Source organism: Paenibacillus macerans (assembly GCF_900454495.1).
GTDB classification, from domain to species: Bacteria; Bacillota; Bacilli; order Paenibacillales; family Paenibacillaceae; genus Fontibacillus; species Fontibacillus macerans.
The window spans coordinates 1734204-1758750 of the sequence record NZ_UGSI01000002.1; the positions used below are offsets into that span (position 1 = coordinate 1734204).

The window sequence follows — 24547 nt, forward strand, 5'->3', positions numbered from 1 at the left end:
AAAAAGGAGTTCATCCCATGAGATACCTCGGACTGCTGGAAACCTACAAAGAATATTTACCCGTTACCGACAAAACGCCGAAGCTTACGCTGCAGGAGGGGAATACGCCGCTCACGCGGGCGGAAAATTTGTCGCGGGAGCTCGGGCTTGATCTATATTTCAAATATGAGGGGCTGAACCCGACCGGGTCGTTTAAAGACCGCGGCATGGTGATGGCCGTCGCCAAAGCGATCGAAGAGGGCAGCCGTACGATCATGTGCGCCTCCACGGGCAATACCTCGGCGGCCGCAGCCGCTTATGCCGCTCGCGCGGGTATCGACTGCATCGTGCTGATTCCCAACAACAACATCGCGCTGGGGAAACTGGCGCAGGCGATGATTTATGGCGCAAAAGTGATCGCCATCGAAGGCAACTTCGACCGGGCGCTCGAAATCGTCCGCGACATTACCGCCAAACATCCGATTACGCTGGTAAACTCCGTGAACCCGTACCGCATCGAGGGGCAAAAAACCGCTGCTTTCGAAGTTTGCGATCAGCTTGGCAAGGCGCCGGACGTGCTGGCGATTCCGGTAGGCAACGCCGGCAACATCTCCGCGTACTGGAGAGGCTTTAAGGAATACCACGAACGCGGAAAATCATCTTCGCTGCCGCGCATGGTCGGCTTTGAGGCCGAAGGCGCCATGGCCATCGTCAAGGGCGAGCCGATTTTGGAGCCGGAAACGATCGCCACCGCGATCCGGATCGGCAACCCGGCAAGCTGGAAAACCGCGGTAGCGGCAGCCGAAGAGTCGGGCGGGCAAATCAATTACGTGACGGACGACGAAATTCTCGAAGCGTACCGGACCATTGCCGCCCGTGAAGGCATCTTCGCCGAACCGGCTTCGGCGGCTTCCATCGCCGGCGTATACAAGCTAAAGCGCGAAGGTTATTTCAAAGGCGGCGAAACCGTAGTTTGCGTCCTTACCGGCCACGGCTTGAAGGACCCGAATATCGCGATCAAGAGCATCGGCAGTGAACCGCTTGTCGTACAGGATACGGAGGAAGCGGTCATGGATGCGATCGCCAAGCTGCAAGGGGCGCGCGCATGATTCGTGAGGGCGGGGTCCGGGTCAAGGTGCCGGCCAGCACCGCCAACCTGGGTCCCGGATTCGACACGCTGGGCATGGCGCTTTCCCTGTATTCCTGGATTGAAATGAAGCCGGCGGAGACGACCGTGTTTCATCTTTACGGCGACGAGATGGGCGGGCTGCCGAAAGACAAAAGCAATCTGGTGTATCAAGTTGCGCAAACGGTGTTTGCCGAAGCCGGCGTGGAGCTGCCTGAACTGGATATTTCGATGTACTCGGAAATTCCCCTGACCCGCGGGCTTGGGAGCAGCGCTTCGGCCATCGTCGGGGCGCTGTTCGCCGCCAATCTGCTGATCGGCTCGCCGCTCGACCGGGCCAAGCTGTTTGACATGGCTACAGCAATGGAGAAGCATCCCGACAATGTCGGGGCCTCCTTGTTTGGCGGCATTATCACGGCCGTATGGGACGGCAGCCACGCGGATGTGCTGCGGATTGAACCTCCGGCCGATCTCGAGGTGCTGGTGGCAATTCCTGATTTTCAGCTGTCCACTTCCAAGGCTCGCGAAGCGCTTCCCCGCGAGGTAAGTTTGCAGGACGCGGTATATAACGTCAGCCGCACTTCGCTGCTTACCGCGGCTTTGGCCGCGGGCCGGCTCGATCTGATTCCGGCCGCGATGCGCGACCGCCTTCACCAGCCTTACCGGGCTCAACTGGTTCCCGGCATGGCGCGGATTTTGGCGGAAGCGACCGAACACGGAGCGCTCGGGGCCGCTTTGAGCGGCGCCGGGCCAACTCTGCTGGCATTGGCCGATCGGCGGCAGCGTACGGGGCAGAACCTGGAGGTTTTCCTTTTGGACGTTCTTGCCGGGCACGGAATCCGGGCTAGGACGATCTGGCTCGAACCTTGCACATTCGGGGCGATGGAGCTTACTATGGATAAGGAAGGTTCATTTATGGATTACATCAAAGGGGAAGTCAGGACATGAAACGTATAGCATTGCTGCCTGAAGGATCGGTTTCCCACGAAGCGGCGCTGCACCTGTTTGGGGAAGAGCCGGTGGAACTGCTTCATTTCAAGCAAATTTCCGATGTTTTTTTAGCCACGGCCAGCGGAAAAAGCGATTATAGCGTCATTCCGGTGGAAAATACGATCGAAGGATCGGTCAGCCTGCATATGGATTGGCTTGTCCACGAAGTGGATATTCCGATGCAGGTGGAATGGGTATATCCGTCGATTCAGAACTTGATCGGCCGGCGGGAAGAATTCGGCGCCGGGACACCGGATGGCGACGGCATCGATTTTTCCAAAGTAACCAAAGTGCTTTCCCACCCTGTGGCGATGGCCCAATGCCTGCAGTTTATCCGCTCCCGCATGCCTCAGGCGGAATTGGAGCACGTCGGCAGCACGTCGGAGGCGGTAGAGGTGGTCAAGCAGCATCCCGGCCTGGGATGGACCGCCATCGGTACGAGATTGGGAGCGCAGCATCACGGGTTGGATGTACTGGCCGGCAAAGTGACGGACCATGACAACAACTATACCCGTTTTGTCCTGATCGGCCCGCAGCCGCTGAAGATCGGCGGGAACAACAAAAACGTCCAAAGCAAAACGAACCTGGTGATTGCGTTGCCTGAGGATTTTCCGGGGGCATTGCATCAGGTATTGTCTGCGTTTGCTTGGCGCAAACTGAATTTGTCGCGGATCGAGTCGCGTCCAACAAAAAAGAAATTGGGAAATTATTATTTTTTAATGGATGTGCTTGAACCGCTGGAATCGGTGCTGCTCAGCTCGGCGATCGGCGAAATCGAGGCTTTGGGGTGTGGAGTGCGCGTGCTGGGGAGCTACCCCAGTTATTCTTTTGAAGAGCAAACAGCGGAGGTGCAAAATTAATGGCAGAACAAGTTATTTACTTGGATGGAGAATTCGTAACAAAGGATCAAGCAAAGGTTTCCGTGTTTGACCATGGCTTTTTGTACGGGGACGGGATTTTCGAGGGGATTCGGATTTATAACGGCAATATTTTCAAGTGCAAAGAGCACTTGGATCGCCTTTACGATTCCGCGAAATCGATCATGCTGGACATTCCGCTGACTTATCAAGAAATGGAGGATGCTCTGGTGGAGACGCTGCGCCGCAATGAGCTGCGGAGCGGCTACATACGGCTCATCGTTTCCCGCGGGGCGGGCAATTTGGGCCTGGATCCGAACCGCTGCCCCAAAGCAACGGTCGTCATCATTGTGGAGCAGCTGGCGATTTATTCGGAGGAAGCTTACAAAACCGGCTTGAAAGCCGTCTCGGTCTCCACGCGCAGAAACGTGCCCGACGCGCTGAACCCGAAAATCAAATCGCTGAACTATTTGAACAATGTGCTGGTGAAAATCCAGTCGAACCTGGCCGGGGCGGGCGAGGCTATTATGATGAACGCTCAAGGTTACGTAACGGAGGGCTCGGGCGACAATATTTTCATCGTCAAAAACGGGGTTATCACAACGCCTCCATGTTATTTGGGCGCATTGGAAGGGATTACCCGCCAGGCGATCATCGAAATTTGCGAAAGAAAAGGCTATAAACTCAAAGAAGAACCGTTTACGCTGCATGACGTGTATGTGGCCGACGAAGTGTTCCTGACCGGCACCGCGGCGGAAGTCATCGCCGTTCGCGAAGTGGACGGCCGGATCATCGGCGAGGGACATGCCGGTCCGGTGACGTTGAAGCTCCTGGAGGAGTTCCGGGCGATCGTCGATCAGGACGGTTTGAAAGTCTGGTAATCGCGGCTCCGTTTGGAGCGTTTCGATCCTATTTCCTTTTTTTAGAGGGAGGTAGGATTTTTTCTTTTTGTTGGATGTCAAAAACCGGGCTCCTGCATAGGATGTTATAAATGGGCCCCGGGCGATAATCACGTTCCGGAGAAGATACCTAGGAGGTCTTTAGCGCGTGAAAATTCATATTGTCAAGAAAGGCGATACTTTGTTTGAGCTTTCAAAAAAGTATAATGTGCCTCTGCAGAAATTGATCGATGCCAACCCGCAAATCGCAAATCCCGACGTATTGAACGTAGGCGACAAGGTGAAGATTCCTGCCGAGGCGGTGCCGATCGGCGGGGAGACGGGCAAAATTTATAAGCATGTCGTCAAGCAGGGCGATACGTTGTGGAAGCTGGCGAATGCATGGGGACTTTCCTTGCAGACATTGATCGCCGCGAATCCGCAATTGAAAGATCCGAACCAGCTGACGGTTGGCGAAATCGTCAACATTCCCGCGGGGGCAGGCCAGGCCTGGGGAGAGCACGGCAATCCGAATCCGAATCCCAATCCGGAGAATATCGGGACAATGCCGGCCCAAACCGGCAAGAAAAACACGGCGCCCATCGCAGGCATGGCCGGCAAAAAGAGCACGGCTCCTATTACCGGGGCGGAAATGGCACCCAAAACCAATATCGCGCCGGAAGCCGTTAAGCCCGCCCCCAAGGAAGCTCCGAAGGAGGAGGTTCCTAAGCCGATGAATGTGGAGCCTGTAAATTTGCAGCCGATACAGGCGGAGCAGCCGAAGACGGTGCCGATGGAGATTAAAATCGAGGTCGAGCAGATCCAATACGAAACGACCAAACTGGAGCCTATGAAGGTTGAGCCGATCAAACACGAGCCGATCAAACACGAGCCGATCAAGTATGAACCCATCAAGTATGAGCCGGCAAAATATGAGCCCATGCATTATGAACCCGCCAAGTATGAGCCTGTAGCTTACACGCCGATGAAATCCGAACCGGCCAATCTCGCCCCGATCTCTTACGAGCCGATGAAATCGGAGTCGACCGGCCTTGGCCCGATCTCTTACGAGCCAATGAAATCGGAACCGTACGGTTATGGGCCGGTAAGTCCATCTGCCTATGAACCGATGAAGTCAGAGCCACAGGCATACGCACCTTTAACTGCCCAATATCCGACGGCACAGCTGCCTGAATATGCAAACCCTCAATATCCGCACTATCAACCGCTTCAGCCTACGTCCGTATTCCCCGCAATGGCTTATCCAACTCAATCCCCATGCGGATGTTCGGGGAATGTCCCGCATACCTACCAGCAGCCGGAGAGCTACCATCCTTTTTACCAATACAATGTACCCGCGGAAGCCGTATCTTCCTCCAATATTCCGCAGTTTCCGCAGGTGCAGGCTGCAATGGGGCATATTCCGGAAGGGGAGTATCCGGGGTTATCGAATGCAGGCGCACCGATGTACACGATGCCGGAAGCAGGCGGGAATACCAGCCCGGCAGAAAACAATTATCCTATGTTTAGCATGCACCATTATCCGACACCTGAACCGCAGTATGTGTCTCCCGAATCCTATGCCAATGCGCCGTTTTCTCAAGGAGCGCCCTGGCATCATGGCCCAGGAACTCTGCCGTATTATGGACAGCCGATGCCGGCATACCCGTCTGCGGTTTCACCCTTGGCCCAAGCGGCGCCGTTTATGCCGGGGTATCCTTTAAACTATCCGGCTCCTTTGACTCAAGGGGCGTCCTGGGGGAATGAACCGCTTAAAGGCGAAGTTAGCCCGCTGGAAAGTATGAAAGGTTATTCTCAGAGGGAGGCGCATACGGCGGAAATCCAGGCGGAAGCCGAACCGGCAGGAACATCGGAAATCCAGCAAGCAGGCCCCGCTAAAAATGTTAAAATCTCGGGCGGCCCGGATTCGGTAAAACCTCGCAAAAAGCAAGGCAAGTCCAGATCAGATGGGGCCGGAAAAAAAAGCTCGGGCAAACTCAAAACGTCCGGCCGCCGGAATCCGTGGATTAATGCTTAAAGATTTATGGAGCGAGGGCGGTAATCCCTCGCTCTTCTTTATTTTTTCTTATTTCCGAAAATTAACATGCTTAATAGCTTGAGTATAACCTAGTAATGTGCTATATTAAATGTCCCCGCGAAATGCGATAATATTAATCTCGCAGGGAAAGCATTTGATTTAAGATTATTTTTAAAAAAAGCTTGCATTACTTTCGGCAGTGTGTTATATTATTTAAGTCGCCGCTGAAACAACGGTGATGAACGAAAAGCGAAGTTGATCTTTGAAAACTGAACAACGAGTGAGTATAAATGAGAATTAAAATTCTCGTCAGTTTTTCTAAATGAGCAAGTCAAACAACCTTTATTGGAGAGTTTGATCCTGGCTCAGGACGAACGCTGGCGGCGTGCCTAATACATGCAAGTCGAGCGGAGTTAATCGGGAGCTTGCTCCTGATTAACTTAGCGGCGGACGGGTGAGTAACACGTAGGCAACCTGCCCGTAAGACCGGGATAACTACCGGAAACGGTAGCTAATACCGGATAATCAAGCTTCTCGCATGAGAGGCTTGGGAAAGGCGGTTCTGAATTTATTCAGGGCTGTCACTTACGGATGGGCCTGCGGCGCATTAGCTAGTTGGTGGGGTAACGGCTCACCAAGGCGACGATGCGTAGCCGACCTGAGAGGGTGAACGGCCACACTGGGACTGAGACACGGCCCAGACTCCTACGGGAGGCAGCAGTAGGGAATCTTCCGCAATGGACGAAAGTCTGACGGAGCAACGCCGCGTGAGTGATGAAGGTTTTCGGATCGTAAAGCTCTGTTGCCAGGGAAGAACGTCTTCTGGAGTAACTGCCAGGAGAGTGACGGTACCTGAGAAGAAAGCCCCGGCTAACTACGTGCCAGCAGCCGCGGTAATACGTAGGGGGCAAGCGTTGTCCGGAATTATTGGGCGTAAAGCGCGCGCAGGCGGCTGTTTAAGTCTGGTGTATAATCCTGGGGCTCAACTCCGGGTCGCACTGGAAACTGGACGGCTTGAGTGCAGAAGAGGAGAGTGGAATTCCACGTGTAGCGGTGAAATGCGTAGAGATGTGGAGGAACACCAGTGGCGAAGGCGACTCTCTGGGCTGTAACTGACGCTGAGGCGCGAAAGCGTGGGGAGCAAACAGGATTAGATACCCTGGTAGTCCACGCCGTAAACGATGAGTGCTAGGTGTTAGGGGTTTCGATACCCTTGGTGCCGAAGTAAACACATTAAGCACTCCGCCTGGGGAGTACGGCCGCAAGGCTGAAACTCAAAGGAATTGACGGGGACCCGCACAAGCAGTGGAGTATGTGGTTTAATTCGAAGCAACGCGAAGAACCTTACCAGGTCTTGACATCCCTCTGACCGCTGTAGAGATATGGCTTTCCTTCGGGACAGAGGAGACAGGTGGTGCATGGTTGTCGTCAGCTCGTGTCGTGAGATGTTGGGTTAAGTCCCGCAACGAGCGCAACCCTTGACTTTAGTTGCCAGCAAGTAAAGTTGGGCACTCTAGAGTGACTGCCGGTGACAAACCGGAGGAAGGTGGGGATGACGTCAAATCATCATGCCCCTTATGACCTGGGCTACACACGTACTACAATGGCCGGTACAACGGGAAGCGAAGTCGTGAGATGGAGCGAATCCTAGAAAAGCCGGTCTCAGTTCGGATTGCAGGCTGCAACTCGCCTGCATGAAGTCGGAATTGCTAGTAATCGCGGATCAGCATGCCGCGGTGAATACGTTCCCGGGTCTTGTACACACCGCCCGTCACACCACGAGAGTTTACAACACCCGAAGTCGGTGAGGTAACCGCAAGGGGCCAGCCGCCGAAGGTGGGGTAGATGATTGGGGTGAAGTCGTAACAAGGTAGCCGTATCGGAAGGTGCGGCTGGATCACCTCCTTTCTATGGAGTACCTCGTTCCTGTTACGGAACGGTACAAATACAAAATCAGGTCTTAGGCCTGTTACTCACTCGTTGGTCAGTTTTGAGAGTTCAACTCTCAAGCTTATCTTCCCAACACTTACCGGTTGAACGGTAAGGCAGGAGATGATAAGATATTATTCTGCCGGTAAAACGGCGAAGAAACTTGATCCTTGAAAACTGGATAACGAAACGAAATTTGCGTTTTAGAACAATCCTTTTAGCTGAACTTGTGTCAACACAAGTGAAGATATTAGTGGTTTGATATTTTCCTTCGGGAAAAATCATGGTTAAGCTACTAAGAGCACACGGAGGATGCCTAGGCGCTAGGAGCCGAAGAAGGACGTGGCGAACAACGAAACTGCCTCGGGGAGCTGTAAGCAAGCATCGATCCGGGGATGTCCGAATGGGGAAACCCGGCTAGGGTAATACCTAGTCACTCATCACTGAATCCATAGGTGGTGAAGAGGCATACCAGGGGAACTGAAACATCTAAGTACCCTGAGGAAGAGAAAACAATAGTGATTCCGTCAGTAGCGGCGAGCGAACGCGGATTAGCCTAAACCGAAGAGCTTGCTCTTCGGGGTTGTGGGACGTCTCACATGGAGTTACAAAGGCGGAGGTTAGACGAACAGGTCTGGAAAGGCCGGCCAGAGAAGGTAAAAGCCCTGTAATCGAAAGTCTCCGCCCTCCGAGACGGATCCCGAGTAGTGCGGGGCACGTGAAACCCCGTATGAATCCGCCAGGACCATCTGGTAAGGCTAAATACTCCCTAGCGACCGATAGTGAAGCAGTACCGTGAGGGAAAGGTGAAAAGCACCCCGGAAGGGGAGTGAAAGAGAACCTGAAACCGTGTGCTTACAAGAAGTCAGAGCCCATTTTAGGGGTGATGGCGTGCCTTTTGTAGAATGAACCGGCGAGTTACGTTTGCAAGCAAGGTTAAGCTGAGAAAGCGGAGCCGCAGCGAAAGCGAGTCTGAATAGGGCGAATTTAGTTTGCAGGCGTAGACCCGAAACCGTGTGATCTACCCCTGTCCAGGGTGAAGGTGCGGTAACACGCACTGGAGGCCCGAACCCACGTACGTTGAAAAGTGCGGGGATGAGGTGGGGGTAGCGGAGAAATTCCAATCGAACTCGGAGATAGCTGGTTCTCCCCGAAATAGCTTTAGGGCTAGCCTCGGTGTGACAGTCGTGGAGGTAGAGCACTGATTGGGTGCGGGGCCCGCAAGGGTTACCAAGCTCAGTCAAACTCCGAATGCCATAGACTGATTCACCGGGAGTCAGACAGTGAGTGCTAAGATCCATTGTCAAAAGGGAAACAGCCCAGACCATCAGCTAAGGTCCCCAAGTGTGTGTTAAGTGGGAAAGGATGTGGAGTTGCACAGACAACCAGGATGTTGGCTTAGAAGCAGCCACCATTTAAAGAGTGCGTAATAGCTCACTGGTCGAGTGACTCTGCGCCGAAAATGTAACGGGGCTAAACACACCACCGAAGCTATGGCTTGAATCGACTTCACTGCTTCTTTGAGGCGGTGATAACCAGGTACATTTTTGCCGAAAGCAACCGATGAATATTGTTCAAAGGTTTCGGCCAAATGCACCTCGGGGTTAAACACAGGACTTCGAAGCAGGAGTGAAGTCGATTCAGGGGTAGGGGAGCGTTGTATGAGGGTTGAAGGTGTACCGGAAGGAGCGCTGGACTTCATACAAGTGAGAATGCCGGTATGAGTAACGAAAAGATCAGTGAGAATCTGATCCGCCGAAAGCCTAAGGGTTCCTGAGGAAGGTTCGTCCGCTCAGGGTAAGTCGGGACCTAAGGCGAGGCCGAAAGGCGTAGTCGAAGGACAACAGGTTTAAATTCCTGTACCACCGTAATCCGCTATGAGCGATGGGGTGACGCAGGAGGGTAGTGACGCGGGGCGATGGAATGCCCCGTCCAAGCAGTGAGGCTGGTGTGTAGGCAAATCCGCACACCGTAAGGCTGGGCTGTGATGGGGAGGGAAAATTTACAGTACCGAAGGTCATGATCTCACACTGCCGAGAAAAGCCTCTAGCCAGGAGAAGGTGCCCGTACCGCAAACCGACACAGGTAGGCGAGAAGAGAATTCTAAGGCGCGCGGAAGAACTCTCGTTAAGGAACTCGGCAAAATGACCCCGTAACTTCGGGAGAAGGGGTGCCCCGGTAGGGTTTATAGCCCGAGGGGGCCGCAGTGAAAAGGCCCAAGCGACTGTTTAGCAAAAACACAGGTCTGTGCGAAGCCGCAAGGCGAAGTATACGGGCTGACGCCTGCCCGGTGCTGGAAGGTTAAGGGGAGCGGTTAGGGGTTAAACCCGAAGCTGTGAACCGAAGCCCCAGTAAACGGCGGCCGTAACTATAACGGTCCTAAGGTAGCGAAATTCCTTGTCAGGTAAATTCTGACCCGCACGAATGGCGTAACGACTTGGGCGCTGTCTCAACGAGAGATCCGGTGAAATTTTAATACCTGTGAAGATGCAGGTTACCCGCGACAAGACGGAAAGACCCCATGGAGCTTTACTGCAGCTTGATATTGGACTTTGATACGATTTGTACAGGATAGGTGGGAGCCTAAGAAGTGGGAGCGCAAGCTTCCATGGAGGCGCCGTTGGGATACCACCCTGATCGTATCGGAGTTCTAACCCGGTACCGTGATCCGGTACGGGGACCGTGTCAGGCGGGCAGTTTGACTGGGGCGGTCGCCTCCTAAAGAGTAACGGAGGCGCCCCAAGGTTCCCTCAGAATGGTTGGAAATCATTCGCAGAGTGCAAAGGCAAAAGGGAGCTTGACTGCGAGACTGACAAGTCGAGCAGGGACGAAAGTCGGGCTTAGTGATCCGGTGGTACCGCATGGAAGGGCCATCGCTCAACGGATAAAAGCTACCCTGGGGATAACAGGCTTATCTCCCCCAAGAGTCCACATCGACGGGGAGGTTTGGCACCTCGATGTCGGCTCATCGCATCCTGGGGCTGAAGTAGGTCCCAAGGGTTGGGCTGTTCGCCCATTAAAGCGGTACGCGAGCTGGGTTCAGAACGTCGTGAGACAGTTCGGTCCCTATCTGTCGTGGGCGCAGGAAATTTGAGAGGAGCTGTCCTTAGTACGAGAGGACCGGGATGGACGCACCGCTGGTGTACCAGTTGTTCCGCCAGGAGCACAGCTGGGTAGCTAAGTGCGGACGGGATAAGCGCTGAAAGCATCTAAGCGTGAAGCCCCCCTCAAGATGAGATTTCCCAATTAGTAAGACCCCTTGAAGACGACGAGGTTGATAGGCCTGAGGTGGAAGTGCAGCAATGCATGGAGCTGACAGGTACTAATCGGTCGAGGGCTTATCCAAAACTCTACCCACCAAAGTGACGTGAAGCTTCGAAGCTGAGTCCGAGTACTTTGGCGGGGCCCAAAAATATACCCCAAAAAGTGACGCGAGGCTTCGTAGGTAATTCCGATTACTTTTCGGGGACCCCGGGAACTGAATAGGGGCTAACACGCAAATCAAGTTTCGTATCCAGTTTTCAAGGATTAACCTTGAATCGTTTGGTGGCGATGGCGGAGGGGTTCCACGCGTACCCATCCCGAACACGACCGTTAAGCCCTCCAGCGCCGATGGTACTTGGACCGAAGGGTCCTGGGAGAGTAGGACGCCGCCAAGCAATGTTCCCTGATAGCTCAGTCGGTAGAGCACTCGACTGTTAATCGAGTTGTCACAGGTTCGAGTCCTGTTCGGGGAGTTATCCCGGAAAGCAAGCGGATCGACATTCCGGTGCTTTCCGGGGAGACCAACTCTTATGGAGAGGTGTCCGAGTTGGCCGAAGGAGCACGATTGGAAATCGTGTAGGCGTCACAAGCGTCTCGAGGGTTCGAATCCCTCTCTCTCCGCCAGCTTGGATTTATATTGCGGCCCGTTGGTCAAGGGGTTAAGACACCTCCCTTTCACGGAGGTAACAGGGGTTCGAATCCCCTACGGGTCATTGCTTTCATTAATGCTTAGTGCATCAAGTAGGGAAAACTAAAGTATCCCATGGAGGCTTAGCTCAGCTGGGAGAGCATCTGCCTTACAAGCAGAGGGTCAGCGGTTCGATCCCGTTAGCCTCCACCATAAGAACATTTTTATCGACGCGGGGTGGAGCAGCCCGGTAGCTCGTCGGGCTCATAACCCGAAGGCCGCAGGTTCAAATCCTGCCCCCGCAACTTATCCCCAAAAAGTGAAGCAATGCTTTGCAGCTTATTCCGATTACTTTCCGGGGACCCCATGTTATTATCCAAGTGTGGAGCCGTGGTGTAGAGGCCTAACATGCCTGCCTGTCACGCAGGAGACCGCGGGTTCGAATCCCGTCGGCTCCGCCATTTCATCCTTGAAAAGGGATGAGAAATTTGTTTTGTACGAGCCATTAGCTCAGTTGGTAGAGCACCTGACTTTTAATCAGGGTGTCGAAGGTTCGAGTCCTTCATGGCTCACGTTAATTTGATATGCGGACGTGGCTCAGCGGTAGAGCATCGCCTTGCCAAGGCGAGGGTCGCGGGTTCGATTCCCGTCGTCCGCTCCATGATTTGCGCCCTTAGCTCAGCTGGATAGAGCGTTAGACTACGAATCTAAAGGTCAGGAGTTCGAATCTCTTAGGGCGCGTATTTTTTGCCGGTGTGGCGGAATTGGCAGACGCGCGCGACTCAAAATCGTGAGGGAAACCGTGGGGGTTCGAGTCCCTTCACCGGCATCATACTTCATCCATAATTAGTTCATTTAGAGAATTAAATTCTCTGATGAGCTTTTTTTATTTTATATTTAGTTTTCCGGCCATCGTCTGAGCGGAAGACATAGACATTTTGCGCTATACCCCAAGTAGGGGGATTTATTGGCTGTTGTTGCGAGATGTGTTTAAAGCGTAAATTAGGATGGGGATAGATGGTTCATCCATTGGCGAAGCTGCCGAATTTTCTGTCCGAACTATTGAAGATTGACATAAGCAAGCTTACTAAATTCCGTTCCTTTGGAGCGGTTTTCTTTTTTATCAGGGATCAGTGTTCCATTCTTTCGGATTTACCCAAATTTTCAGCTTGTTGCTTATCCTCCGGCTCATCCCGTACTGCTTGCTCCTCGCAATTCCTTAAACTCCAATACGGAGTTAATCTCAGACTACCGTGCTACGAATAAGACTTAGCTGATCTTCAAATTCAAAAATCTTTCCGATTTCCTCTTTTCACAGTTTTGATCTGGCGGAGGGTATCTTGCTGCTGTTGTTTGGTCGGTTCATTCTTGGCAGGAGACCTGCCTAACAGAAGGACGTTGGTGATGAAACCGAAGAAATACGCTCCCTTGGCGGGCCGATGACAATGATAACGAACCAATGAAAAACGTCTTCAGAATTTTGTCTTACGGAACACAAATGATATTGATTATCATTATCATATATGCTAATATAAATTTTGTTCAGTACTGAACAAAAAGGATAACAGTCTGGTGCTGTCACTGAACTTGGTCTGCTAACTATAAGAGAGGGGGATTGCGAAATTGGAGTTTCCAAATCATTTTAAAGGTCATCTTTACGAGCAGTATATAAAAATGCTGCATCTGAACGAGTTGTATACGGAACATGAAATTGACCTGTTTCGGCAACAAGCCAAAGAGCACCAGATCGACATGCTTTCTAACAATATTACAAGTGTACACGTTATCGATTGCATTGGTGATTATGAACCTATAAACCATACCGGAATTGTGAAGAAAATGGATTTGTCCAAAGCAAGCATTACTAATATTTGTTCAAAGCTGCTGGAAACGGACTTTATTATGAAAAGTCAACTGAACAACAATCGGAAGGAGATTTATTTTAGCTTAACGGATAAGGGAAGACGTGTTTATCATTTGCATAAAAAGCTGCATCAAGAGAAAGAAGAGGGGTTCTACCGATTTATCGAATCCTATTCTGAGACGGAGTTACAGACGATCGGAAAATTTATGAGTGATTTGCTGGCGCGTGCCGAACAACTCTACGGAAGGGAAGTTAGGGAGAATGACGACCTTAAAGATTGAGGATTTGAGATCCAAGATTGAAGGGAAAGAGATTTTAAAAGGGCTCACACTGGAGATTCATGGCGGAGAGATTCATGCGATTATGGGACCTAATGGGACGGGAAAAAGCACATTGGCTTCGGCCTTAATGGGCCATCCCAAATACGAAGTTACGGATGGCAAGGTGACGCTGGACAATGAAGACCTTCTGGAGATGGAGGTGGATGAGCGTGCCCGGGCGGGCTTGTTTCTCGCGATGCAATACCCTAGTGAAATTGCCGGCGTAACGAACTCGGACTTTCTCAGAAGCGCCATCAATGCACGGCGTGAAGAAGGCGATGAGATCTCCCTAATCCGTTTTATCCGTGAAATGGAGAGCAAAATGAAAGGGCTGGAGATGAATCCGGAATTCGCGCATCGTTATTTGAATGAGGGATTCTCCGGCGGCGAAAAAAAGCGGAATGAAATTTTGCAAATGATGCTGCTTGAACCCAAGTTTGTGATTCTGGACGAAGTGGATTCCGGGCTTGATATTGATGCTCTGCGTATTGTGGCTAATGGTGTTAATGAGATGCGCAGCCCGGATCGAGGTTTTTTAATCATTACCCACTATCAACGCCTGTTGAATTATATCACTCCGGATTTTGTGCATGTCATGATGCAAGGCCGGATTGTCAAATCCGGCGGCCCGGAGCTTGCCCATCGTCTGGAGGCTGAAGGGTACGATTGGGTCAAAGAGGAGCTTGGGATTACGGATGAGACAGTGGCAGAAGAAGTTTAAAAGCTGAGGAGGAAAAGCAAGTGGGGACACAAGCCATAAATTTAATGAACGCGAACGCTTTACGTGCTTGGTCAAGTGCTATAGGTGAGCCTCATTGGCTGCTGGAACGCCGGATTCAGGCACTCAAGCTGGCAGGGACGCTGGAGCTGCCTAAAGTGGAGAAAACGAAACTTGAGAAATGGGATCTCTACGAAACCGGAGATTACAAAGCGGAGAAGCCGTGGTCAAGTTTGGAAGAGGCGCCGGAGGTTGTTCGAGGTTTGGCTGCTTCTCCAGTGAAAGGCGGACTGATCGTTCAGGCCAATTCGGATGTAGTGTATACGGAATTGGCCGAGAGCTTAGCCGCCCGGGGAGTTATTTTAACGGACCTGCACACTGCGGCAAAAGAGCATGAGGAATTGGTTCAACGTTATCTCTATCAGGCAGTGAAGCCGGAAGAGCATCGTTTATCTGCTGCACACAGCGCCTTATGGAGTGGCGGCGTTTTCCTATATGTCCCGGACGGTGTCGAGGTTGAAGCGCCGATTCAGGCGATCTTTCTTAACGATACCAGCGGGGTGCGTTTCGCTCCTCACGTCTTAATTGTGGCCGGGAGCAACAGCAAGGTCACTTATGTGGATCATTGTTTGTCGAGCGGGGATGATGTTAAGGCGTTGCATAACGGTGTGGTTGAAGTCTTCGCGGGGGCAGGCTCAAAGGTGCAAGTCGCTTCGGTTCATCAGCTTGCTGCAGGAACAACGGATTTCACCGAGCGGCGAGCGGTTGTTCTTGCCGATGGCGCGGTGGAATGGATTATCGGCGAAATGAATAAGGGGAATACCGCCAGCGATACCAAGACATTGCTTCAAGGCAATGGGTCGGTATCCGACACGAAGGTGATTGCGATTGGCACGGGCATTCAAAAATCGAGCTACACCACGCAAGCCCAGCATTTTGGCAGAAGCTCGGTGAGCCAGATGATTACGCGTGCCGTCATGCTTGAGGAAGCTACCGCCATTATCAACGGAATTACAAAGATTGAAAAAGGCGCTACCCATTGCGATGGTCAGCAAACCGAACGCGTGCTTATGTTAAGTCCTAAAGCGCGCGGCGATGCCAATCCGATCCTGCTGATCGATGAGGATGATGTAACCGCTGGCCATGCTGCATCCGTGGGGCAGGTCAATGCGGAACAAATCTATTATCTGATGTCGCGCGGGATATCACGGAGTGAAGCTGAATATCTTGTTATTTTCGGATTCCTCGCTCCTGTCATTTCGGAAATTCCGCTGGAGGGAGTTCGCGGTCGTCTGCAAGATTTGGTGGAGAGCAAGCTTGGCAGATCCTAGCAAATCAAATGAGTCCTGAAAGGTTAAAAGGAGTGTTACTAATGGCTAAAAAAGCGCCGGATATGGGCGAATATAAGTATGGGTTTCGAGACCAGCACCAGTCTATTTTTCAATCCGGAAAAGGCCTGACTGAAGAGATTGTCCGGGAAATTTCCCGAATCAAGGAAGAGCCGGAATGGATGCTCGATTTTCGGCTGAAAGCTTTGAAACAATTCTACAAAATGCCAATGCCTGGGTGGGGAGCGGATTTGGCCGGGCTAAATCTGGATGACATCCAATATTACGTTCGCCCTTCTGAAAAACAGGGGAAGACCTGGGAGGAGGTTCCTTCCGAGATTAAAGCCACCTTTGACAAGCTGGGGATTCCTGAGGCGGAGCAAAAGTTCCTGGCGGGCGTATCCGCTCAATACGAGTCGGAAGTCATCTATCACAGTATGCGGAAGGAACTGGAGGAGCAGGGCGTTATTTTCCTTGATACGGATACGGCCTTAAAGCAATATCCTGAAGTGTTCAAGCAATATTTCGGTACGATCATCCCGCCCGCCGACAATAAATTTGCGGCGCTTAACAGTGCGGTTTGGTCGGGCGGCAGCTTTGTATACATTCCGCGGGGCGTTCAGTGTGAGGTTCCGATACAAGGGTATTTCCGTATCAATTCCGAAAATATGGGCCAATTCGAGCGGACATTAATTATTGCCGAAGAGGGGAGTTTTGTCCATTACGTTGAAGGATGTACAGCACCTATTTATAGTACCAGTTCCCTGCATAGCGGAGTTATCGAAATTATTTGCCGGAAAGATTCCCGTGTCCGTTACACAACCATCCAGAATTGGGCTCCTAATATCTACAACTTGGTAACCCAAAGGGCTGTGGCAGAGGAAAACGCCACAATGGAATGGGTGGACGGCAACATCGGCTCCAAGGCAACAATGAAGTATCCGGCTGTAATCTTGAAAGGACGGGGAGCCAAGGGGTCCATCCTTTCCATTGCCGTAGCCGGTAAAGATCAGCATCAGGATGCCGGCGCGAAGGTCATTCACCTTGCTCCCGAGACAACCTCTACGATCATATCCAAATCTATCAGCAAACAGGGCGGCAAAGTCAACTACCGGGGGTTGTCCAGCTTCAGCCGCGATTCCGCAGGGTCCAAATCCAATATTAAGTGCGATACGTTGATTTTGGATAATCTCTCAACATCAGATACCATTCCGTACAATGAAATTAAAAACGATCAGATTACTTTGGAGCACGAGGCAACCGTATCCAAAGTGTCCGAGGAGCAATTATTTTACTTAATGAGCCGAGGGCTTACAGAACAGGATGCCACACAAATGATTGTAATGGGCTTTATTGAGCCGTTTACCAAAGAATTGCCAATGGAATATGCCGTTGAAATGAATCGGCTGATTCAATTTGAGATGGAAGGAAGCATCGGTTAATTTATTCCTTACACCCATCAAGCGTTTTACTTATTAGGTGGCATGGGGTGTGTTTTAATGAAGAAAAATAACTCGGACATCTCAGAATTAGAGCAAATTACTCGCGAGAAAAAGAAAATTCAATTCTATCTGAATATGCTCCTAGGACTGAGTGCCAGTTGTGGTGTGATGATACCTACGGATCCCATTTATAAGATTTTAATGGAACTTTCAGATCAAGAGGCCTCTCTTACCAAAAAGGCAAAGGATCAATCCGACCATCCGGAACGATAAAGGCATGAATTCATGTTGTTAAAACAATGAGAGGAGCTGGCATTATGGAGGATAACGGGATTTTGTTCGACGAAGTATCGGAAGTGCTTTTCAAGCTACGTCCTTTCTTATTGCGTGACGGGGGAGACGCAGAATTGGTCGAGGTTGAGAACGGTGTAGCCAAATTAAGATTTTTGGGAGCTTGTCACGGTTGCCCAAGTGCGACGATCACATTAAAGGCTGCTATTGAACGCGCCATTCTTGAGGAAATTGATGATATTAAAGAGGTTGTACAAGTATTCTAAATTTCAATGAACGATAAGAAGGTATCGTCGAAAGAGAACTCTTCTTCATCATGAGATGACATTCAGGAGGAAAAAATGCCGAATCCAATCAAGAAAGTTAGGAAAAATCAAGCCGCTACGACATGGCTGATGGTTCTGGGGATTATTGTTATTGCAGCTAATTTACGCGCACCGTTAACCTCAGTCGGTTCTTTAGTGAGCTTTATACGGAACGACATTCAGATTTCAAATACTCTGGCAGGTTTGATTACGACGGTACCCTTACTTGCTTTTGCCTTATTATCGCCTCTAGTTCCTAAATTGGGACGGAAATTTGGAGCTGAGCTCATCATATTGATTGCCCTCCTATTCTTAATCGTTGGCATTGTAATACGTTCTTTATCAGGGGCAGCAGACTTATATCTTGGGACAGCCATACTTGGATCTGCAATTGCAGTTTGTAATGTATTATTACCCAGCATCATCAAACGTGATTTCCCTCATCAAATCGGCGCCATCACAGGCGTATATTCGATTTCAATGAGCTTATGCGGAGCCATCGCTTCAGGAATCAGTGTGCCCTTAGCAGTTGGAGCAGGTTTGAAATGGCAAGGTGCGTTGGGAATTTGGGGGATCCTCTGTGTTGTGTCCATCCTCTGTTGGTTACCGCAGTTAAGAAATCAAATCAAGCCAACAACGATTTCCGGTGAGCACACGGTGAAGAGAGAGGTGAATGTTTGGCGTTCCTCCCTTGCTTGGCAAGTAACGATGTTTATGGGCATTCAGTCCATGATATTCTATGTGCTTATCGCGTGGTTGCCTGAAATTTTACATGGGCAGGGGATTGACTCCAGTCGATCTGGATGGTATCTCTCGATCATGCAATTATCTCCTCTTCCATTTTCCTTTATTGTGCCCGTTATTGCTGGTCGCATGTCTAACCAACGATCGTTAGTGATCATCACGGCGATTTTGCTTATAACGGGAATACTCGGGCTGCTTTACGGAAGTTCTTCTATTCTTTTGTTATGGGTCATCATGCTCGGAGTTGGCGGAGGATTCGCCTTTGGTTTGGCTATGATGTTCTTTGGCTTACGTACTGAGAATGCTCATCAGGCTGCTGAACTATCCGGCATGGCGCAATCGATCGGATATCTCTTTGCGGCAAGCGGGCCGGCCCTCATTGGTTTTTTGCATGACATAACGAAGAACTGGACCCTGCCACTCCTTATATTACTGAGTGCTTCTGTCTTCCTATTTGTGTTTGGGATAGGTTCAGCACGAAACCGATTTGTAGGTGAGCTCAATAATCACTTATAATTTCAGTAATGGTTGGAGGTGTAGAAAAATCAATGAACGTATTTTCTAAAGGAACAAAAATGGTATTTGGATTGCTCCTTTTACTAGTCACGATTACAGGATGCACCACCCCAATGCCGATATCTTCAAATGAAAATCAATCTCTATCTCATCAACCTCAAGATACGAAACCTGTAGAAAATGCTGTGCCTGAAACACCAGTTGCCGAAGTGAAGAACATCCCCCCAAACAAACCGGTTGAATATGATCCTGCCTGGCCGGATCGTTCGGTGAAGTCTTCTAACGGGCATCTTGTGAATAGTTGTGTTCCGGATGAGCTGCGCGATAAAGCAACTACCTTAACAACCAGTGATGGGGTGTATCTGTCTGCACTTGTGCTTGGCAGCGGAGATAAAGGAGTCCTGCTTGCACACGAGCAAGGCTATAACATTTGCTCTTTTCTTGACATGGGAACTGAACTGGCTGACAGCGGGTATCTGGTGGTTATTCCTGAATATCGTAATCATGGTGCCTCACAGGATTTTCCGGAGGATAATCAGAATATAGATCGTGATGCAGATGCTGCCTTAAGTGAACTCGAACGATGGGGTGCAAAAAGAGTGTTTTTGGCGGGAGCATCATGTGGCGGTAGTACAGCAATCATTGCAGGCGTTCGTCAGGCGCTGCCTATTGAGGGGCTGATTATTCTTTCTTCTCCTGCACAATGTGGGCCCCTTGATGCCATTCCGAGCGTGGAGAAGATTAAAGCACCATCCATGTTTGTTTTTTCACCTGGCGATTATGGAGGCTCAATTGAACAAGAAGTGCGCAAATTATATCAAGCATCCGGAGCAACGGATAAAGAGCTAATTGTGGATGAGAGTGGTTATCACGGAACAGATATGTACCATAGGGGAGAGCACGGTGATGCCTTGAAGTCCAAGCTTATTGACTTTGTTAAGAAGGAATTTAATTAAAGTAAATAACTTTTGTAAGGTCAAGAGAAAGCCGCTCGTTTCCCGACAGGGGAACTGAGCGGCAACATGATGCAGGGTCAGGGAAGATCATGAAGCAAACGGGTAATCCATAACCTATTAATTCTCTTGTAGTAATGCTTTTAATCCTGCCGTATTTATTACATTCCATGGTGTGTTTAATTCTGGCTGAAAGAAGAAGTCGGCATAGGCCAATTGTTCTAATGTGCATCCGGTTTGAATCGCAAGGGAGACCGTATTGATATTAGCAGTCAAATCAACTTTAGACATGATTTGTCCCCCTAAAATCTCTAAAGTTGTTGGATCGTAAACCAGCTTGAACATAACGGTCGTCCCCGGAGAAAACAGGGCTGTCCCTTGTTCCAAGTAGACGGATTTTATTTCAATGCCAAGCTTTTTTGCCGTTTTATCATTCAAACCAACTGTAGCGAAATAATAATCGAAAATATGCGCACCTGAAGAGCCTTGTACACCAGGAAGCGGATGAATGGCTTCGTATAAGTTTTTTACTGCATAATGTGCTTGACGACGCGCGTTGGTTCCTAATGAAACATTCATCCGCATTTTACCGGGATTGTACCAAACCGTTGTTGCATCCCCAATGGCGAAAATATCGGGATCACTTGTACGCATGTATTCATCTGTTTTAATTCTGCCATCCGGCAATAATTCCACTGCGCCTCGCAACCATTCCGTGTTGGGACGATTGCCGGCAGACAAGATGACCAGGTCAGCTGAATAGGTGCCTTTTTTAGTTACAACCTCGATGACTCGATCATTTTCATCACCGACAAATTCGATGATCGAGTTGCCTAGTGCCAATTCCACATCTCGATCTTTCATTTCTTTTTCAAGTACATCCGTAAATTCTTGATCTAAATAGGAGCTTAAAGGACGATTGTTGATGTCCATTAACGTAACCTTTTTCCCTGATTCGGCAAATAATGAAGCTGCTCCCGTCCCAATGTATCCTGCGCCAACAATTACAACGTTTTTAATATCTGGATCTGCAGCATGTTTTCTCATATTGAATAGATCTTGTCGACTGCTCATCGTACCGATGTTTTTTAAATGCTGTCCAGGGACAGGAAGAATAAATGGCTTTGCACCAGGACTTAAAATGATTTTGTCATAACCCTCCGTTCGCGTATCCCCTGTCATATGATTGAATATTTCCACTTGGTGTTTGCCAGGTTCTACTTTAGTTATTTCAGTGTTGCTGAAGATGGATACTCCTTGTTGTTGAATGGCTTCAAGATCCTTGGCCGAAGTGGAGGAGAAGTCTCCTTTGTCATACCATTGAACGTTCGCTTTCGGACACATCAACCGTAACGCTTCAACCGCTTCAATCCCCCCGTGCGATGCTCCTAAAACAATAACTTTCATGATTATCTCTCCCTTAAATACATGACTGTATCTTATTTTATAATTAGGATACATTAATGTATCTTAAAAAGTCAATTAGATACACGTTTGGATCTTATTTATTTAAGATACAGTTTGCTGTATAATGAACGTACAAGGAGAGAAAGAGTGATGACGAAATCAAATAAAAGCCGCCGCCGCGGCGACCAATTACAAAATGATATTTATGCAGCAACGTATCGTCTGCTGGAGACGGAAGGGTACAGTGCGATTAATTTTGCGCGTGTTGCTCGTGAGGCGAATACCAGTCGCTCGGTGGTTTATCGTTATTGGGAAACTCCGTTTGATTTAGTGTTTGCAGCTGTCCAACAACGGATGCAACAATCGGAAGGGATATTCAAGAGTCTGGATTTCGACAGGGGCAGTCTCCGTGATCATTTAGTATCTGTTGGTCAGCATTTTATTTTGGAGTCCGACAATGGACCGTTTAAATTATTTAAAATGCTGTTTTCCGAGATGATTAGCCAGCAGGAGCGAGAACGGACAAGCCAGATGTTGGCCGAAGCAACGGATTCCAATATTAAGATTATGGATTACGTTCTTCAACAGGCCGTACAACGGGGAGAAATCACAATGCTCCCACCTAAAGCGACCAAACTCATTCTTTTTGAGCAAATTCGCTATACGTTTATGCTTGAAAATGGATGGGTGTCGCATCAGAAATTGGAAGAGATTGTTGATCATGTGGCGTTGCCGGCAATTTTATATTTTTCGAAACCGTGAATTCTCATCTGGAGCATGAATGGGTTTCGTCCCAGTATGAGCTGACTGGACTGTGCTATGATTTTACGGTTTTACAATCGATCAGCTTAAGGGGCACCTTTTTTAACGGTTATTCTATTGACACGTCCCGCCTTATATTTTGATCACTTGTCTTTTATTTATGTTGAAAGTCATCTTTGGCTTTGCGGTTGACCACTATAGCCAAAAACTATAGGAACAAATGGCATGAGCGCGTCAAGAGGGAGTGAACAAATGGTAGAACGTGAAGATCTGCTTGCTCGTCAATTTCAGCTGCAAGCGGAGGCCGCTGCAGTGGCGGAAGAATTGAACCTTATCCAGTCGCTAAAAGCAGCCGGCATGCCGGTCAAAGTTGGAAGTGCGGCACTCGGTTTAATGACTTGGAGAGACCTTGATATGACGGTCGTTTGTTCCAAGTTGGACATTGCTGTAATCTCTCGAATTGCTTCGCAATTGATATTGAATCCCCAGATTCGGCGGATGAAATTTATGAACGATACCGGTAGCTGGAACACCGATCCGGCTTACCCGGACGGGTATTTTATTGGATTGGATTACTTATCTAAAAGCGAGAACCAATGGTCACTGGATATTTGGTTCGTTGATGATCCTGAGAAACAACCTGATCTGCGGCATATTCGTACGTTGCCCGGTCGTCTTCATGAAGAGGCGATTCTCTCTATCCTGCGGATCAAAACCGTCTGGGCATCGAGAGCCGAGTATGGTAAACAGGTGAAAAGCTTTGATATCTATACGGCTGTATTAGACCATAAAGTGAGCACACCCGAAGAATTCGAACAATGGTTGCAAAGCCGTAACAATATCTCACTTTGAGTGCTTTTGAAGGGGGAGGCCCGATGCCGGATTTTTCAACGTTATTGGCATATGTTATCGTTGTCATTCTTCTATTTTTAATTCCAGGACCAGCCGTTCTTCTTACCATTACTCGTACAGTTCAAAACGGGCGAAAAGGAGGCATTATGGCAGGGCTTGGCATCGCAATCGGGGATTTTCTTCACACCTTATTTGCTACTGTCGGGCTTTCCACTATACTGATGACCTCTGCTCTAGCTTTCAATATTGTTAAATATGCAGGAGCGGTATACCTACTATATTTGGGAGTTCGCGAAATGATGAGTAAGCCATCAGATCCGCAACTTCCAATGGTTAAAACGGCAGGAGCTTTAAAGTCATTCTTTTCGGCAACTGTTGCAGAAGTTCTTAATCCAAAGACGGCTCTGTTTTTTCTGGCGTTTTTGCCTCAATTTGTTCATCACGAACGAGGTCAAGTCACCACGCAGTTTTTGATCCTTGGTGTCGTCTTTGTGATCTTAAGTGCATTGTATACAACCTCAATTGTACTAAGTATCTCTGCGCTTGGAAAACTGGTTAAACGGAAGACATGGATAAGCCGGATAAGCCGGATAAGCCGGCTAAGCAGCAAATTCGTCGGAGCAATCTATATCGGACTTGGCCTAAAGGTCGCATTCCAAAGACAGTAATGATGGGATAACGTCAAGATTGAATGCCGTCCTTTAGTGATATCGTCAAGTAGACGGTGGAATAAAACAAAATGTCAGCAGCCTTAGCTCGAGTTTCTCATCGGGCTAAGGCTGTTTTAGTCTAGCATACGTCTCCCATCATTGAGAAAGGCACATCACGTCCAGCAGGATCGAGGGCGACGCAAGGCTGCCCGGATAGACAAAGCGCCCTTTGGCGTTCTCTTTATTACGTAGCTCCTCACCATTTTTTCATAGAATATATCAAAAAGATATGTTTACTTATTATATTATTTTGATATAATAAAATCGATCAAACGAATAAGGAGGAAATATAAGATGTTCAAAAGCGGCAATGTGACTGTAATGGTAGCGGATATGAAAAAGGCGGTAAAATTTTACGCCGAAACCTTGGGATTGGAGCTGCAGCACGGTGACGGGCATTTTGCGCAAATCGCGGCACCTGGATTGACGATCGGTCTCCTGCATCTTGCCGGAGAACAAGGTTCCCTTCCGGAAAAATCGGGCAGCATGTCCATAGGATTTGAGGTGGAGGACATGGAGTCAGCCATCGAAACGCTGAAATCCCGCGGCGTTCAATTCCACGATTCCGTGGAAGGCAAGGCGGCCAATGTCGTGCATTTCAACGATCCTGAAGGCAATACCCTTTACTTGGTTTGCAATCGTTAAA

At 49.5% G+C, this 24547-nt stretch carries 18 protein-coding genes, 10 tRNA genes and 3 rRNA genes; 30 read left to right on the forward strand and 1 reads right to left on the reverse strand.

Going from position 1 to position 24547, the window contains the following annotated elements:
- Nucleotides 1-17: 17 nt before the first annotated feature.
- The 26 genes from thrC (at nucleotide 18) to DYE26_RS31145 (ending at nucleotide 20173) form a co-directional block, all read left to right on the forward strand.
- On the forward strand, nucleotides 18-1088 hold the full coding sequence (gene thrC / locus DYE26_RS31020; protein WP_036620525.1) for a threonine synthase: 1071 nt from the start codon (nucleotides 18-20) through the stop codon (nucleotides 1086-1088).
- Nucleotides 1085-2053: a homoserine kinase gene (thrB, locus tag DYE26_RS31025; protein WP_036620528.1), complete on the forward strand. Its 969-nt coding sequence runs from the start codon at nucleotides 1085-1087 to the stop codon at nucleotides 2051-2053. Before thrC ends, thrB begins: the two co-directional genes overlap by 4 nt.
- A complete protein-coding gene (gene pheA / locus DYE26_RS31030; protein WP_036620531.1) occupies nucleotides 2050-2955 on the forward strand; it encodes a prephenate dehydratase in 906 nt (301 codons plus the stop codon). The genes thrB and pheA overlap by 4 nt, the downstream gene beginning before the upstream one ends.
- On the forward strand, nucleotides 2955-3833 hold the full coding sequence (gene ilvE / locus DYE26_RS31035) for a branched-chain-amino-acid transaminase (RefSeq protein WP_036620534.1): 879 nt from the start codon (nucleotides 2955-2957) through the stop codon (nucleotides 3831-3833). Before pheA ends, ilvE begins: the two co-directional genes overlap by 1 nt.
- A gap of 166 nt (nucleotides 3834-3999) precedes the next feature.
- Nucleotides 4000-5868 carry a LysM peptidoglycan-binding domain-containing protein gene (locus DYE26_RS31040; protein WP_036620537.1) on the forward strand — a complete coding sequence of 623 codons (1869 nt, stop codon included), beginning with the start codon at nucleotides 4000-4002 and terminating at the stop codon, nucleotides 5866-5868.
- 342 nt (nucleotides 5869-6210) lie between these two features.
- Nucleotides 6211-7776 (forward strand): 16S ribosomal RNA (locus DYE26_RS31045).
- A 306-nt stretch (nucleotides 7777-8082) separates the two neighbouring features.
- Nucleotides 8083-11143, forward strand: a 23S ribosomal RNA gene (locus DYE26_RS31050).
- A gap of 196 nt (nucleotides 11144-11339) precedes the next feature.
- Nucleotides 11340-11456: ribosomal RNA gene (rrf, locus tag DYE26_RS31055) — 5S ribosomal RNA — on the forward strand.
- The 16S, 23S and 5S rRNA genes sit together here with 10 tRNA genes alongside, the layout of an rRNA operon.
- Nucleotides 11457-11461: 5 nt before the next feature.
- Nucleotides 11462-11534 (forward strand) — tRNA-Asn (locus DYE26_RS31060).
- A 59-nt stretch (nucleotides 11535-11593) separates the two neighbouring features.
- Nucleotides 11594-11685 (forward strand) — tRNA-Ser (locus DYE26_RS31065).
- Between the two features lie 17 nt (nucleotides 11686-11702).
- Nucleotides 11703-11774, forward strand: a tRNA-Glu gene (locus DYE26_RS31070).
- A gap of 52 nt (nucleotides 11775-11826) precedes the next feature.
- A tRNA-Val gene (locus DYE26_RS31075) sits at nucleotides 11827-11902 on the forward strand.
- Nucleotides 11903-11920: 18 nt separating this feature from the next.
- A tRNA-Met gene (locus DYE26_RS31080) sits at nucleotides 11921-11994 on the forward strand.
- A gap of 79 nt (nucleotides 11995-12073) precedes the next feature.
- Nucleotides 12074-12150, forward strand: a tRNA-Asp gene (locus DYE26_RS31085).
- A gap of 38 nt (nucleotides 12151-12188) precedes the next feature.
- Nucleotides 12189-12261: transfer RNA gene (locus DYE26_RS31090), tRNA-Lys, on the forward strand.
- A gap of 14 nt (nucleotides 12262-12275) precedes the next feature.
- A tRNA-Gly gene (locus DYE26_RS31095) sits at nucleotides 12276-12350 on the forward strand.
- A gap of 6 nt (nucleotides 12351-12356) precedes the next feature.
- Nucleotides 12357-12430, forward strand: a tRNA-Arg gene (locus DYE26_RS31100).
- Nucleotides 12431-12438: 8 nt separating this feature from the next.
- A tRNA-Leu gene (locus tag DYE26_RS31105) sits at nucleotides 12439-12518 on the forward strand.
- 794 nt (nucleotides 12519-13312) lie between these two features.
- Nucleotides 13313-13834, forward strand: coding sequence for a MarR family transcriptional regulator (locus tag DYE26_RS31110; protein WP_036620538.1), 522 nt, complete (start codon nucleotides 13313-13315; stop codon nucleotides 13832-13834).
- On the forward strand, nucleotides 13815-14594 hold the full coding sequence (gene sufC, locus DYE26_RS31115; protein WP_036620541.1) for a Fe-S cluster assembly ATPase SufC: 780 nt from the start codon (nucleotides 13815-13817) through the stop codon (nucleotides 14592-14594). Before DYE26_RS31110 ends, sufC begins: the two co-directional genes overlap by 20 nt.
- Before the next feature lie 44 nt (nucleotides 14595-14638).
- On the forward strand, nucleotides 14639-15922 hold the full coding sequence (gene sufD / locus DYE26_RS31120) for a Fe-S cluster assembly protein SufD (protein WP_082207701.1): 1284 nt from the start codon (nucleotides 14639-14641) through the stop codon (nucleotides 15920-15922).
- 41 nt (nucleotides 15923-15963) lie between these two features.
- Entirely contained in the window at nucleotides 15964-17361 is a 1398-nt protein-coding gene (gene sufB, locus DYE26_RS31125) for a Fe-S cluster assembly protein SufB (RefSeq protein ID WP_036620544.1), read from the forward strand.
- Nucleotides 17362-17418: 57 nt separating this feature from the next.
- The gene (locus tag DYE26_RS31130; RefSeq protein ID WP_036620545.1) at nucleotides 17419-17634 is read left to right on the forward strand and encodes a hypothetical protein; all 216 of its coding nucleotides are present in this window, start codon (nucleotides 17419-17421) and stop codon (nucleotides 17632-17634) included.
- Nucleotides 17635-17678: 44 nt separating this feature from the next.
- Complete coding sequence (locus DYE26_RS31135) at nucleotides 17679-17918, forward strand: NifU family protein (protein WP_036620548.1); 240 nt, start codon at nucleotides 17679-17681, stop codon at nucleotides 17916-17918.
- Between the two features lie 75 nt (nucleotides 17919-17993).
- Nucleotides 17994-19217 (forward strand): CynX/NimT family MFS transporter, encoded by a 1224-nt coding sequence (locus tag DYE26_RS31140; protein WP_036620550.1) that lies wholly within the window; start codon nucleotides 17994-17996, stop codon nucleotides 19215-19217.
- A 32-nt stretch (nucleotides 19218-19249) separates the two neighbouring features.
- Nucleotides 19250-20173, forward strand: coding sequence for an alpha/beta hydrolase (locus DYE26_RS31145; protein ID WP_036620551.1), 924 nt, complete (start codon nucleotides 19250-19252; stop codon nucleotides 20171-20173).
- Nucleotides 20174-20290: 117 nt separating this feature from the next.
- Here DYE26_RS31145 and DYE26_RS31150 read toward each other — a convergent pair whose 3' ends face one another.
- Nucleotides 20291-21577 (reverse strand): FAD-dependent oxidoreductase, encoded by a 1287-nt coding sequence (locus tag DYE26_RS31150; protein ID WP_036620552.1) that lies wholly within the window; start codon nucleotides 21575-21577, stop codon nucleotides 20291-20293.
- A 150-nt stretch (nucleotides 21578-21727) separates the two neighbouring features.
- Between DYE26_RS31150 and DYE26_RS31155 the strand changes: the two genes are divergently transcribed.
- From DYE26_RS31155 to DYE26_RS31170, 4 genes are all read left to right on the forward strand, one after another.
- Nucleotides 21728-22339, forward strand: a complete 612-nt coding sequence (locus DYE26_RS31155; protein ID WP_036620553.1) for a TetR/AcrR family transcriptional regulator — start codon at nucleotides 21728-21730, stop codon at nucleotides 22337-22339.
- Nucleotides 22340-22591: 252 nt separating this feature from the next.
- The gene (locus DYE26_RS31160; RefSeq protein ID WP_036620555.1) at nucleotides 22592-23191 is read left to right on the forward strand and encodes a hypothetical protein; all 600 of its coding nucleotides are present in this window, start codon (nucleotides 22592-22594) and stop codon (nucleotides 23189-23191) included.
- A gap of 23 nt (nucleotides 23192-23214) precedes the next feature.
- Nucleotides 23215-23859 (forward strand): LysE family translocator, encoded by a 645-nt coding sequence (locus DYE26_RS31165; protein WP_036620557.1) that lies wholly within the window; start codon nucleotides 23215-23217, stop codon nucleotides 23857-23859.
- Between the two features lie 336 nt (nucleotides 23860-24195).
- Entirely contained in the window at nucleotides 24196-24546 is a 351-nt protein-coding gene (locus tag DYE26_RS31170; protein ID WP_036620559.1) for a VOC family protein, read from the forward strand.
- Nucleotide 24547: the final 1 nt, after the last annotated feature.